The organism is Nonomuraea polychroma (genome assembly GCF_004011505.1).
Taxonomy (GTDB): Bacteria; Actinomycetota; Actinomycetes; order Streptosporangiales; family Streptosporangiaceae; genus Nonomuraea; species Nonomuraea polychroma.
Genome location: NZ_SAUN01000001.1, coordinates 9,727,451 through 9,740,292, shown reverse-complemented (window position 1 = coordinate 9,740,292; position 12,842 = coordinate 9,727,451). Strand labels below are relative to the sequence as shown.

The following is a 12,842-nucleotide window of genomic DNA, read 5'->3' as shown; positions in this document are numbered from 1 at the left end:
TCGGTGGTCTCCTGTTCGCGCTGCGCCTGCGCGATGCGGTCTCACTGGTCAGGCGCTCGCGGTTGAGAATGAGGTCCTCGATCGTGAGGTTGCCGATGATGTAGAGCTCAGGGGACCACCCCGTACTCCGCCCGTCAGTGATATTCCGGACGCTACTCCAAACCGGCATTCGCGGTAATAGGTCACGCAAAATGTTTCTCGAGGCGCTGCGCGCCCCTGTGCGGCATTTGGCGTGGGCTGCTGATGATCGCGCCATGAGCTTGAGTCCGCGTGACCTCGGGATGAACCGGCCCATTTCCCGCCGCGACTTCTTCGACGGAATAGCCGTGAGCGCTCTTGCGTCCGCGGGGATAGCCGAGACGACTCAGGAGGCCGCGGCTCCGCCCGCGCCCTACGGAGCTCGCGGAGCCAGCGGAGCCAGCGGAGCTCGCGGATTCCAGGGCGGCGCCGCAGAGGCGCTCAGCGTGCCCCATGCGCTGCGGGACGGCCGCTTCTGGCAGTACGCGGATCCGCCGGAGCCCACCGGAGAAAGCTACGACCTCGTGGTGGTCGGCGGCGGGCTCAGCGGGGTGAGCGCGGCCTACGAGTGGCTGCGGCGGGACCCGGGCGCCGGCGTGCTCGTCCTCGACAACCACGACGAGATCGGCGGGCAGGCGCGGCGCGCGCGCTTCCACCGGCAGAACGGCCCGGCGCCCGCCGACCCCGGCCTGGCCGACGGCGTGATGTGCGACGCGGAGACCTTCGGCGCGGACACGCTGGTCAGGCTCGGCTCCGACTGGGTGGCCAGGCTGCCGATCGACGAGCGGGCCAGGGATGACCTGCGCATGTTGCATCGGGAGCCGCCCGACTGGTTCCCCGGGCTGTCGGCCGAGGGCAAGCAGGAGCGGCTGGCGGAGCTGACGTACTCGGCCTTCCTCCTCGAGGTCTGCGGGGCGCACCCGGACGTGGAGCGCTTCTGCCGCAGCATGCCGTGCCAGGAATGGGGGTACGACACCCGGGCGCTCGGCGCGATCGACGCCTGGGGCACCGGATATCCGGGGTTCGCCGGCCTGGGACTCGACGCGAACAAGCCGTCCCGGTTCAACTCCCCCACGGTGAAGAAGCAGTGGGGAATGGAGAGTCCGGACGTCTACCTCGTTCCTGAGGGCAACCAGGCCCTGGTGCGGACGATGGTGCAGCGGATGCTCGACCGCCCCGGCAACCAGGTGCGGTTCCGGCTGTCCAGCCCCGTGGTGTCGGTACGCGACGGCGCCGCGTCGGCGACCGTGGGTTACTTCGACGGCCACCAGGTCATGACCGTCACAGCCGGGGCGGTGATCCTGGCCTGCTGGAGCGCGGTCATCCCGTACCTGGTGCCGGAGTTGCCCGCCGAACAGCGGCAGGCGTTGAGCGCCGCCGTCCGGGTGCCGCTGCTGCACGCCACAGTGCGGGTGCGTGACTGGGACGCGTGGCGGCGGGCCGGCGTGCGCCGGGTGCGCTGGACCGGCGCGTACTGGTCGCTGACCGAGCTCGACCCGCCCCGCCGGCCGGGCGGAGCGGCCACCGTGCACCTGCTGGCCACGCCCTGCCGCTCGGAGCTGGGTCCGGAGGCGGGTGCGGTGGCCGGCCGGCGCGAGCTGATCAAGACGCCGTACGAGCATCTGGAGCACACGATCAGGGACCAGCTCGCGCGGCTGCTGGGGCCCGCCGGTTTCGACCCGGCCGGGGACATCGAGGCGATCACGGTCAACCGGTGGGGGCACGGGAACGCGCCCGAGTACTGCCGTCCGTGGCACACCTTCTACCCGGACGGGCCGTACCCGGCGGACACGGCGCGCAGGCGCTTCGGCAGGATCGCGATCGCGGGCTCGGACTCGGCGCCCACCGCCCGGGCCGACGCCGCCGTCACGGCCGCCTACCGCGCGGTGGAGGAGCTGGCCCCATGACGCTCTGGCTGCGAATCTTCCTGGTCGGGCTCACGCTCTGGACGGCCACCGTCGTGGTGACCGCCTGGACGGAGAACTCCAACCTCGTCCCCACCGTGGTGCTGTTCGGCAGCTTCCTGGTGCCGGTGACGTTCGTGGTCTGGGCGTACGGACGCGACCGGTCCCCGCGGGTCACGGTCGAGATGATGTTCAAGGCGTTCGTCGTGGGCGGCGTGCTCGGGGTGCTCGGCGCCTCGCTGCTGGAGAGCTGGCTCATCAGGCCGTCGATCGTCATGTACGTGCTGGTCGGCCTGATCGAGGAGGGCGTGAAGCTGGCCGCGCTGATCTTCGTCACCCGGCACGTGAAGACCCGCACGACCATGGACGGCGTCATACTCGGCGCGACCGTCGGCTTCGGCTTCGCCGCCTTCGAGAGCGCCGGATACGCCTTCAACGCCCTCTTCACCGCCAAAGGCCTGTCGCTCTCCCAGCTCGTCGAGACCGAGGTGCTGCGCGGCATCCTGGCGCCCGTCGGGCACGGCCTGTGGACCGCCATCGCCGGCGGCGCGTTGTTCGCCGCCCGCGGCCGGTTCACGGTTCCCGTGGTGCTGACCTACCTCGGCGTCTCGCTGCTGCACGCGCTGTGGGACTCGATGACCGCCATCGCGATCGCGATCACACTGGTGCTGACCGGCCGGCCGTGGCAGTTCGAGCTGCTGCGGATCGGCCGGGTGCCGCGGGTGACCCCGTGGCAGGTGCACGTGTTCACGGTGCTGAACTGGGCGGGCCTCGTCACGATCTCGCTGGTCGCACTGGTCTGGTTGTGGACGACCGTGCGGTCGGGCCGTCGCCAACGCGAGATCGTGTCCCAATAATCACGGTAATGAACGTCTTCCTCCCACTGCGCCGGAACCATAAACGGTGCTAGTCTCCTGTGCGATCTTCCGGAGGTGTATTTACACAAGGTGTGGAAATGCCCCCGACTCGAGGTTGGGACATGGGCTCGCGAAACCGGTCAATTCGGTTCAAGATCTTCTTGTTACTGCTGTTACCCCTCCTGTCTCTGAGCGCGCTCTGGGGTTTCGTCCTCAACCTCACCATGGGCGACGCCCAGTCACTGCTGCGGGCCGGCACGCTGTACCGAACCATCGGCATCGCCTCCACCGACCTGGGCTTACAGCTCCAGGCCGAACGCGTACGCTCGGCTGAGGCGCTCACGACACGTGAGCTCACCGATGCGCTCGGCGGCCAGCGCGCCCGCACCGACCAGTCCGTCGGCGAATTCCGTCAGGCCGTCACGGAGGCCGGCGACGCGACCGACAACCTGCGCCGCCCGCTCGGCACGCTGCTGGGCGCACTCGACCGGCTCGGCCCGATCAGGGCCGACATCGACAGCGGCCTGAGCTCCCGCCTGGCCGGGCTCAACGAGTACAACCGCATCCTCGACTCGATCTTCCTGCTCTACGACCACCTGGTCACGGTCTCCGACCTGGCCATACTCCAGCAGGCCGCCTCGCTGCAGGCCATGGGCATGGCCAGGGAGTACATCGCCAGGGAGCACGCGCTCGCCATCGGGGCCCTGGCCGACGGGCGGCTCACCGAGCCGGAGACCGCGGCGTTCACCGAGTACGCGGCCTCCAGGAGATTCCTGCACGCGCGCGGGCTCGCGGGCCTCGACGTGACGCTGCGCCGGCCGTACGAGCAGGTCTTCGCCTCCGAGCCGTTCCAGACCTTCGTCACCATGGAAGCCAGGGTCGTCAGGACCGGCACCCCGCCGCCCGAGGCCGCCGGCTGGACGGAGACCATCAGCAGGCTGGCCTCCGAGCTGGACAAACACGGCTTGGCCGCGTCCGAGGTGCTGGCCGGCCGTACGTCCGAGGCCGCCACGGGCACCGTTGTCGAGATCGCGATCGCGGGCGGCCTCGGCTTGATCGCGGTGCTCGCGTCGATCATCATCTCTGTACGCTTCGGTCGTCGCCTGGCCGGAGAGCTCGCCGGGCTGCGCGCGGCCGCGGTCGAGCTGTCGGAGCAGCGGCTGCCGGACATCATGGAGCGGCTGCGCAAGGGTGAGGACGTCGACGTGCGGAAGGAGGCCAAGGCGATCAAGGTGAGCGGTTCCGCTGAGATCACCGATGTGGCCAGGGCCTTCGGTTCCGTGCAACGCACCGCCGTGACGGCGGCGGTCGGTCAGGCCGCGCTGCGGCGCGGGGTCGGCCAGGTCTTCCTCAACCTCGCCCGGCGCAAGCAGGGGCTGCTGCACCGCCAGCTCGCGCTGCTCGACGGCATGCAGCGGCGTACGCACGACCCGGACCGGCTGGAGGAGCTCTTCCGGCTGGACCACCTCACCACCCGTATGCGGCGGCACGCCGAGAGCCTGATCGTCCTGTCCGGGTCGGCGCCCGGGCGGGCGTGGCGCAAGCCCGTGCCCGTGATCGACATCGTCCGGGCCGCGGTCGCCGAGGTCGAGGACTACACCCGGGTCAACGTCGAGGTCATGCCGGTCAGCGCGTTCGACGGGGCCGCCGCGGCCGACCTCACGCACCTGCTCGCCGAGCTGGTCGAGAACGCCACCATCTACTCGCCGCCGGACACCCAGGTCCGTGTGGGCGGCGACCAGGTGAGCAACGGCTACGCCATCGAGGTCGAGGACAAGGGTCCGGGCCTGTCGGCCGGCGAGTACGCCGCGTTCAACGCGCTGCTGGCCGACCCGCCCGAGTTCGACCTGGCCGACAGCGGCAGGCTCGGCCTGTTCGTGGTGGCCAGGCTGGCCGCGCGCCACGGGGTCAAGGTGCTGCTGCGGCGCTCGCCCTTCGGCGGCACGACCGCCATCGCGCTCGTGCCACGCGACTTGGTGACCGAGCAGACGGCGCTGACGGTCGGCGACAGCGGGGAGGAAATGGCCGCGCTGCCGAGCCGTACCAGGAAGAAGGCGCTCGCCGTGGTCACCTCGGGCACCCACGCCGGGTTGCCCAGGCGGGTGCGCCAGGCCGGCCTGTCGTCGCGGCTCAAGGACAAGCCGTCCGCGGCGCCCGAGCAGCCCGAGCGGCCGGCCGAACGCTCTCCCGACGAGGTTCGCGACCTGTTCTCCGCGTTCCAGCGGGGAACCCAACGCGCCCGAGAAGAAGCCCAGGATGAGGGGGACAAATGAGTGTGCCGACCACCAACACCGGTGAGCTGAACTGGCTGCTTGACGACCTGACCGCCAGGGTCGCCGCGGTGCGGCAGGCGGTCATCCTGTCGACCGACGGCCTGGCGATCGGCCACTCCAAGGGGTTGATCCGCGAGGACGCCGAGCACCTGTCGGCCGTGGCGGCGGGCTTCCAGAGCCTGGCCCGCGGCACGGGCCGCCATTTCGGGGGCGGCGACGTACGCCAGACCATCGTCGAGATGGAGTCGGCGTTCCTGTTCGTCACGGCGGCGGGACAGGGCACCTGCCTGGCCGTGATCGCCGATGCGAACGTGGACGTCGGCCACATCGCCTACGAGATGGCGATGCTGGTCAAGCGGGTGGGCCAGCACATCACCACCAACCCACGTGCTGGAGCGTCATGAGCGACAGCCCGCAGTGGTTCGATGAGGAGGCCGGGCCCGTCGTCCGGCCCTACGCCCTCATCCGCGGCCGCACGCGTTCCTCCGGGGACACGTTCGACCTCGTCGCGACCGTGCGCGTCATCGGCGACCCGCCAGGCGACCTCGGTCCCGAGCAACAACTGATCCTGCGGGCTGCTCGCAGTCCGATCTCGGTGGCCGACCTGGCCGTCGAGCTCGACCTGCCCATCGGCGTCGTCCGGGTGCTGCTCGGCGACATGCGTGACCACGGCCTCATCTCCGTGTCATCGTCCTCGGCCGGAGGGACGCGGACGAATGAGCGCATTCTCAAGGAAGTGATCAATGGACTCCGTGCTCTCTGAGGACCCCGTCGCGCTGAAGATCCTCATCGCCGGGGGTTTCGGCGTCGGGAAGACCACCCTGGTCGGATCGATCAGCGAGATCAAGCCGCTGCGCACGGAGGAGGTGCTCTCCGACCGCGGGATCGGCGTCGACGACATCGACGGCGTGGAGGCCAAGACCACCACGACCGTCGCGATGGACTTCGGGCGCATCACGATCCGCGAAGGGCTCGTGGTCTACCTGTTCGGCACGCCCGGGCAGGAGCGGTTCTGGTTCATGTGGGACGAGCTGTCCTACGGCGCGCTGGGCGCGGTCGTGATCGCCGACACCCGGCGGCTGACCGACTGCTTCCCGTCCCTCGACTACTTCGAGCAGCGCGGCACGCCGTTCGTGGTGGCCGTCAACTGCTTCGACGGGGCCGCGCAGCACAGCGTGGAGGACGTGCGCATCGCGCTCGACCTGGACGACGACGTGCCGGTGATGCTGTGCGACGTGCGGCGGCGCACCTCGGCCAAGGAAGTCATGATCACCTTGGTCGAGCACTCCCTGCGCACGCTCACCTCGGCGAACTGAGGCGACGCGGGCGCTCCACCGAGCGCCGTCAGAGCGCTCGGAGGCCGTTGATCACCTCGCGGAGCAGGCTCTCCGTCGGTGTGGACGCCCGGTCGCGCTGCGGGCGCACCGAGATCAGGCCGTGCTCCAGCAGGTCGCCCAGCAGCACCCGCACCACGCCGACCGGCAGGCCCACCTCCGAGGCGACCTCGGCGACGGGTCTGCCCTGGCCGGACAGGTAGCCGATCACCCTGCGGTGTTGAGCGCTGAGCTCGGCGTTGGACGGGGCGGGCAACCCGGTCGACACGACGGTCGCCAGCAGGTCGAGGGCGGAGGACGCGGGCCGGGTGCGCCCGCGTGCGACCGCGTACGGCCGCACGACCGGACCCGCCTCCTCGTCGACCCACTCGTGCTCGCGGCTCACGGCTGAGATCCCCCATCCTGGTCGCTGTCCTGCCGCCCGCGCTGCCAGCCGGACTGGAGAGAGGAGAGCAACGCCCTGGCCTCCTCGGGCGAGCGCTCCTCAGCGGCTGAGGGCGGCGGCGCCTGCTGGAGCCGCTGAGGAGCGTTGGTCTGCCGCTGGCGGCGGGGCAGGCTCGTCTGCCGTTCCTCGTGCGGCCGGCCGTTCTGCTCGTCCGGGCGCTCTTGACGGGTGGTGCGATCGCGCTGCGGGAGACCGGTCTGCCGGGCACGCCGCGGCAGGCTCGCCGGTGCGTCGGTCCCCGGCAGGATCGTCGGCCTGTCGCCCCGCGGCCGTCCCGGCTCCGGCTCGGCGAGCTCCGCCGGGCCCGCCTGCTGCGGCAGCGCGGGCCCCGCTCCCCGCATGCTCGTACGGACCCGGCGCGGCAGGTCCCCGGGCCCCGTGGTCTCCGGCCGGACCACCGACACGGAGACGGACTCGAACTCCAGCGGCTGCACCGGCGTCGCCATGGGCTCGACCAGCGATCCCGGCACGAGCACGATCGCGGTCGTGCCGCCGTACGGTGACGGCTTGAGCGTCACCTTGATGCCGTGCCTGGCGGCGAGCATGCCGACCACCGCGAACCCGAGCCGCTCGGTCTGGGCGACGTCGAACTCGGGCGGGCTGGCCAGGCGCTCGTTGATGATCCTGCGGGTGGCCTCGTCCATGCCCAGCCCGCGGTCCTCGATCTCGACGGCGAAGCCCCTGCCGACCATCTCGCCGCGTACCGAGACCTCATTGCTGGGCGAGGAGAAGGAGGCGGCGTTCTCGATCAGCTCGGCGAACAGGTGCATGAGGTCGGCCACCGCCGCGCCGGAGACACCGCATTCGGTCATCGGGTAGACGCGGACCCGCGTGTACTCCTCGACCTGGGCGGCGGCGCCACTGAGCACGTCCTCGATCGGGATGACGCCGCGCCACCTGCGGCCCGCCGAGCCGCCGGAGAGCAGCACCAGGCCCTCCGCGTGGCGGCGCATGCGGGTGGTCAGGTGGTCGAGCTTGAACAGCCGCTCCAGGGCCTCCGGCTCCTCCGTCTGACGCTGCATCTCGTCGAGCAGCTTGAGCTGGCGCTGCAGCAGCGACTGGCTGCGCCGCGCCAGGTTGCGCAGCGCCTCGGACAGTCCTTGGCGCAACTTGGCCTGCTCGACGGCCGCGTCCACGGCCGTGCTCTGCACGCTGTCGAACGCCGCCGCCAGGTCACTGACCTCGCTGGTGGCGTTGCGGCCCACCTTGATGGGCGGCGCCTCGGACGCGATGTCGACGCTCTCGCCCTTGCGTAGCTTCGCCACGACGTCAGGCAGCCTGATCTCGGCCAGGTCCAGAGCGGTACGGCGGAGCGTCGCCAGCTCGCGGGTGATCCTGCGGCCGAACCGGATCGAGATGAAGATCGAGAAGATGACGGCGATCAGCCCGAGGGCGCCCGCGACCGCGGCCTGCACCACGATGGCGATACCGGCGGGCTCCATCCTGGCCAGCAGCTTGTCGCCGGTGCTCCAGATGGCCTCCTGGTATTCCTTCTGCACCTGGTCGGCGACGCCCCGCCAGAGCTGGACGTCCAGCGGCTGCCCGGCGATGTAGCTCTCGACCAGGTTCTCCATGGTGACGTACCTGGCGGAGTAGTAAATCTTCTCGAACGGGGCCCGCAGCTCGGCGTCGAGGTTGGCCAGGGCCTTCGGGAAGAGGTGGGTGCGGGTGCCGTCGATGCCCGCCAGCATGTGGACGTCGCGCATGTTCGGCCGGCCGTTGGCGGCGATGATCAGGGCGTGCTCACGGCTCAGCAGCTCGCGTACCTCGTCGGCGGCGATCAGGCCCTGCGCCTGGAGGGAGAGCTGCACGTCCGTACTCATCGTCAGCCGGGAGTAGAGCAGGTGGATCTCGTCGGAGATCTTCGCGTACTCCGTCACGAGGCCGCCGGGGGTGAGGCTGCGCTCGTCCACCTTGCGCCTGATGTCGGGGATCCGGCCGACGGCCGCGAACACGGCCTGGAGCTGGTTCTTCATGTCCTGCGAGAGCGCGGCCTGCGTGTCCTCGGACAGCGCCTGCTCCGTCAGCGACTTCCTGTTCGCGTCGACCTTGGCCCGGGCCTTGCTCAGCGCGTCCGGGTCCGTGACGGTGCCCGCGATCCGCTCAGCCGAGGCCAGCCGTTCCGTCTGCAGGTTGCCGGTCAGACCGTCGGCGTGGTTGATGACGCCTGTCCAGATCGTCTCGACCTTGAGCAGGTTGAGCGCCTGTCCCGATGTCGTGCTCGCGGCGAAGCCCCAGAGCGCGATCAGGGAGATCAAGGGGATGACGAGCAGCGTCGAGATCTTGAATCGGATGGATCTGCCCGATGCCATGACACCTGCTCCCGGATAGAAGATCGCCGGAGAGAATAGCATCGAAACAGATGGTTTTAAGATCGACTAGCGATAAATCTGTGATATGTCGGGAAATTTAGGGCCTCAACGCGGTTTGCGGGCGTCCGGCGCCGCCAGGTGAGCCGCACCAGCCAGGCCGCCAGCACGGCCAGCAACGCCACCTCCGCGCCCAGCAACAACCTCTCCACGAGCCCGATCATCACGCGCTCCCCCGGCAGGGCCACGTACGTGATCGCCAGCAGCCCGAACCCCCCGGCCAGCGCCACCCACTCCACGGCCCGCGCCACGGGCTTCCAGTCGGCGTTGCCGGCCAGCCTGGGCACCAGCAACGCCCCGGCGGCCGGAAGGCTCACGAAGGCCGCTACGGACGCGTACCGATGGATCTGGGCCGCCAGGTCGAGGTCCGTGCCGATGGGCGTGGTCGGGATGACCGCGGCCACCACGAGCGCTCCCGACCACACCATCAGCAACCGTTCCGGCAGCCCCCGGACAGGCGCCCCCGCCACCCTGAGGCCCGCCAGCAACGCCAGCGACCCGATCCCCAGAACCGCCATCGCGACCTCCGTGACGCCCCCGCGGTCGGACACGGCGTACTCGCTGACGGTCACGTTCATGGGGTCGAGGTAGGGGTCGGGGTCGAACTGCCCGACCACCACCGCGACCACGGCGAACAGGATGGAGCCACAGGCGATCAGCGGTAAGAGCCTCTTTGCTGCCGTCATGCCGCAACTCTCCCGCCACGCCCCCGTCCCCCACATCCGGCCCTGTCCCCGAGCCACCCCTGACCCGACCCTGACCTCGCCCCCGGACAAATCGGTTGTCCATGGCCCCGCCCGGGCCTAGCTTTTACTGATCGACTCGCTGCGGAAAGGACCTCACTTGCTGGAAGCCGACGTGCATGCCTACCTCAGATCGATGGCCGGGCCTACGGCGTGCCGGGTCGGGCCTTTCACGGTCCGGTTCGACGAGCATGACGACGCGCTCCCGTTCAACTACGCCATCCCCGACGACGACAGCGCGCCCATGGCGGACGAGGTCGCCGAACTGGTCGCGGCGTTCCGGGAGCGCGGCAGGACGCCGCGGCTGGAGTACGTGCCTGCGGCCGCGCCGAAGGTGGAGAGCGCGCTGCTCGCGGCGGGGTTCACCGCCGAGGGCCGTTTTCCGCTCCTGGTGTGCTCGCCGGACGAGGTGGTGGACAGCGTGATGGCGGACGACGCGATCCGGGTCGCGCTCGTCAGCGACGATCCGGGGCTCTGGCGGGTCGCGCGGGTCATGAACGAGGCGTTCCAGGCGCCTGAGGCCACGGAGCACGACGTCGCCCGGCTTCGCGGGGTCTTGGACCGGGGCGGTCTCGTGGCCGCCGCCGTGGACACGACGACGGGGGACGTCGTCGGCGGCGGGCAGATCGGGAGTCCGCATCGAGGGGTCGCCGAGGTCGCCGGCATCGCGGTGCTGAGCTCGCAACGGCGGCGGGGCATCGGGGGAGCGATCACGGCGTTCCTGACCCGTGCGGCGGCGAGCGCCGGGATCACGACGCCGTTCCTCACTCCCGCCGATGACCGGGCCGCGCAGATCTACGCCCGCGTCGGCTACCGAAAGCTGGGCGAGGCCCTGTTCCTCTCGCTCCGCTAGCCCTTTCCCCGGCTCTCAAAGGACCTCCACCGAAGTACGGCGGCGCGGAGGGTGGCGCAGGACCGCAGGCAACGGGGCGGGCAGGCTACTGCTGCAGCACCGACAGGACGTTTCCCGCCGGGTCGGTGAACCAGGCGATCGCCGGCCCCTCCTCGCGGAAGATGCCCTTCTCGTCGGCCTTGAGGTGCGGATAGCGCTCGAACCGCACTCCCCGTGCCACAAGCTCGTCCACGGCCTTGTCGATGTCCTCCACCGGGAAGTTGAGGATCGTGAACGTGGCCGGGGTGTGGTCGTCCTTCGGGTAGACCAGGATCTCGGTGCCGCCCGCTATGTGGAGCGTCAGCAGGCCGTGCTCCTCGGAGACCCGCAACCCCAGCGTCTCGCCGTAGAACTTCTTCGCCGCCGCGATGTCGTTCACCGAGAACCCGCTGAACGCCTTCGTCGTTCCGAACATCGTCACATCGCCTTCCTGTGCTCCTCGCTGAGCTGGATGATCTGGACGTAGTTGCCGTCCGGGTCGATCGCGGTGGCGAAGAAGCTGCCGTCGCGGTCCTCCAGCTCCGCCAGCCACGTCACGCCCGCGCGCTCCATCCGGGCCGCCACGGCCTGGGCGTCGTCCACGTCGAAGTTCAGGATCACCCGGCCGGGCTCGGGATTCTTGTCGGCCACGTCGTCACGCGAGTCGATGAACAGGAAGAATTCCCCGAACTTGAGAACCCCATAACCGTTGACGTCGGTGTCGCTCTCGGGTTCGAGGGCGGTGACGTACCAGGCGCGCAGGCGGGCGGGGTCGGTGCTGGCGAGCAGCAGGCTGCCCAGGGTGGACCGCTTCATGGTCGTCTCCTCTGTGCGTTGAAAGCGCGTTCGAGGGACAGACCTGGCGGCGGGCGAAAACTCATCGCGGAAACGGCCGCGCAGCGTGCCCGGGTCTGGTGGGCACGCTGCGCGGGGGTTTCGGTCAGCCGGTTCTGAGCGTGAGTCCGTAAACACTCAAGATCTCATTGACCGGCTGATGGTACGTCGTGCCGCCGGTGGTGCAGTTGCCGGAGCCGCCCGAGGTCACGCCCTGGGCCTGGCTGCCGGAGATGAACGAACCGCCGGAGTCGCCCGGCTGGGCGCAGGCGCTGGTCCTGGTCAGACCGGTGACGGTGCCCTGCGGGTACCTGACGGTGGCGTTGTGCTGCTGGATGATGCCGCAGCGCCAGCCGGTGGTCGAGCCGGAGCGGCAGATGGACGCGCCGACCGAGGCCTGGGTGGAGCCGCGGACGGTCACGAGCGAGCCGCCGGAGCCGCGGACGTACGGCGTCGGGTTGTTGCCGGGAGCGGCGACCCAGGCGTAGTCGTTGCCGGGGAAGGAGGAGCCCTGGAAGGTGCCCGTGGGGTTCCTGGTCGTGGCGCCGGTCCGGCCGCAGTGCCCGGCCGTGACGAAGCCCGGCGTGCTGCCCCTGGTGACGGAGAAGCCGACGCTGCAGCGGCTGGAGCCGATGTAGAACGGCGCGCCGCCGATGATGTCGATGTACGTCCCCGGCCGCTCGGCCGTCGCCGCCACCGTGACCAGGCTCCGGTCGACGCCGGCGGCCGCGACGAGGGCGTCGGCGGCCTGGACCGTGGGCGCCTGGACGGAGACGGCGTTGGTCTTCACGTCGACGTACCAGAGCGAGGCGGCGGCCGTGGCACGCCGCGGGGCCGCGTCCAGCTTCTGCATGACCGCGTTGAGGTCGGCCAGCGTGCGCTTGACGAGGACCGGCTGGGCGCCCTGCGCCTCGATCGCGGGGGCGGCGTTGGGGTCGGTGGTGGCGACCATGAGCTTGGAGGCGTCGTCGTTCAGCCAGGCGCCGCCGAACGACCCGCCGAGCTGGGCGGTCAGCGTGGACTCTGCGGCCGCGGCGCGTTCCTCGTTGGCCAGCCGGGTGACGACTTGGGCTTCGGAGAGGCCGAGGTCGCGTTCGAGCGCGTCGACCATGGCGGGGGGTGCTGGGGAGGCGGTTTGCGGCGCTGGGTCGGCTGCCGCGGGGCTGAGGGGGGTTGCCAGAGAGACGGCTAAGA

General features: G+C 70.4%; 13 protein-coding genes. 7 read left to right on the top strand and 6 right to left on the bottom strand.

All coding sequences use genetic code 11. The features are described from left to right. The first annotated feature begins 254 nt into the window (after positions 1-254). From EDD27_RS45050 to EDD27_RS45025, 6 genes are all read left to right on the top strand, one after another. A complete protein-coding gene (locus EDD27_RS45050) occupies positions 255-1,925 on the top strand; it encodes an FAD-dependent oxidoreductase (protein WP_241564593.1) in 1,671 nt (556 codons plus the stop codon). Beyond that, a complete protein-coding gene (locus EDD27_RS45045) occupies positions 1,922-2,779 on the top strand; it encodes a PrsW family intramembrane metalloprotease (RefSeq protein ID WP_127938384.1) in 858 nt (285 codons plus the stop codon). Before EDD27_RS45050 ends, EDD27_RS45045 begins: the two co-directional genes overlap by 4 nt. A 161-nt stretch (positions 2,780-2,940) precedes the next feature. Next, positions 2,941-5,052: a sensor histidine kinase gene (locus tag EDD27_RS45040; RefSeq protein ID WP_164904071.1), complete on the top strand. Its 2,112-nt coding sequence runs from the start codon at positions 2,941-2,943 to the stop codon at positions 5,050-5,052. Then, the gene (locus tag EDD27_RS45035) at positions 5,049-5,456 is read left to right on the top strand and encodes a roadblock/LC7 domain-containing protein (protein ID WP_127938380.1); all 408 of its coding nucleotides are present in this window, start codon (positions 5,049-5,051) and stop codon (positions 5,454-5,456) included. The genes EDD27_RS45040 and EDD27_RS45035 overlap by 4 nt, the downstream gene beginning before the upstream one ends. Continuing rightward, positions 5,453-5,815 (top strand): DUF742 domain-containing protein, encoded by a 363-nt coding sequence (locus tag EDD27_RS45030; protein ID WP_127938378.1) that lies wholly within the window; start codon positions 5,453-5,455, stop codon positions 5,813-5,815. The genes EDD27_RS45035 and EDD27_RS45030 overlap by 4 nt, the downstream gene beginning before the upstream one ends. Next, positions 5,796-6,368: a GTP-binding protein gene (locus EDD27_RS45025; protein ID WP_127938376.1), complete on the top strand. Its 573-nt coding sequence runs from the start codon at positions 5,796-5,798 to the stop codon at positions 6,366-6,368. The genes EDD27_RS45030 and EDD27_RS45025 overlap by 20 nt, the downstream gene beginning before the upstream one ends. Positions 6,369-6,396: 28 nt before the next feature. On the opposite strand, the gene EDD27_RS45020 is transcribed toward EDD27_RS45025, so the two are convergent. From EDD27_RS45020 to EDD27_RS45010, 3 genes are read right to left on the bottom strand one after another with little or no spacing between them, the layout of a single operon-like run. Next, on the bottom strand, positions 6,397-6,771 hold the full coding sequence (locus EDD27_RS45020) for a DUF742 domain-containing protein (protein ID WP_127938374.1): 375 nt from the start codon (positions 6,769-6,771) through the stop codon (positions 6,397-6,399). Beyond that, positions 6,768-9,143 (bottom strand): sensor histidine kinase, encoded by a 2,376-nt coding sequence (locus EDD27_RS45015; RefSeq protein ID WP_164904070.1) that lies wholly within the window; start codon positions 9,141-9,143, stop codon positions 6,768-6,770. The genes EDD27_RS45020 and EDD27_RS45015 overlap by 4 nt, the downstream gene beginning before the upstream one ends. Positions 9,144-9,199: 56 nt before the next feature. After that, positions 9,200-9,886 (bottom strand): DUF998 domain-containing protein, encoded by a 687-nt coding sequence (locus EDD27_RS45010; protein ID WP_127938370.1) that lies wholly within the window; start codon positions 9,884-9,886, stop codon positions 9,200-9,202. 157 nt (positions 9,887-10,043) lie between these two features. Here EDD27_RS45010 and EDD27_RS45005 point away from each other — a divergent pair, with 157 nt between their 5' ends. Next, positions 10,044-10,796 carry a GNAT family N-acetyltransferase gene (locus EDD27_RS45005; RefSeq protein WP_127938367.1) on the top strand — a complete coding sequence of 251 codons (753 nt, stop codon included), beginning with the start codon at positions 10,044-10,046 and terminating at the stop codon, positions 10,794-10,796. Between the two features lie 85 nt (positions 10,797-10,881). On the opposite strand, the gene EDD27_RS45000 is transcribed toward EDD27_RS45005, so the two are convergent. The 3 genes from EDD27_RS45000 to EDD27_RS44990 form a co-directional block, all read right to left on the bottom strand. Next, positions 10,882-11,250: a VOC family protein gene (locus EDD27_RS45000; protein WP_127941383.1), complete on the bottom strand. Its 369-nt coding sequence runs from the start codon at positions 11,248-11,250 to the stop codon at positions 10,882-10,884. Between the two features lie 2 nt (positions 11,251-11,252). Then, positions 11,253-11,630, bottom strand: a complete 378-nt coding sequence (locus EDD27_RS44995; protein WP_127938365.1) for a VOC family protein — start codon at positions 11,628-11,630, stop codon at positions 11,253-11,255. Positions 11,631-11,754: 124 nt separating this feature from the next. Then, positions 11,755-12,759, bottom strand: coding sequence for a S1 family peptidase (locus EDD27_RS44990; RefSeq protein WP_241564592.1), 1,005 nt, complete (start codon positions 12,757-12,759; stop codon positions 11,755-11,757). Positions 12,760-12,842 lie beyond the last annotated feature (83 nt).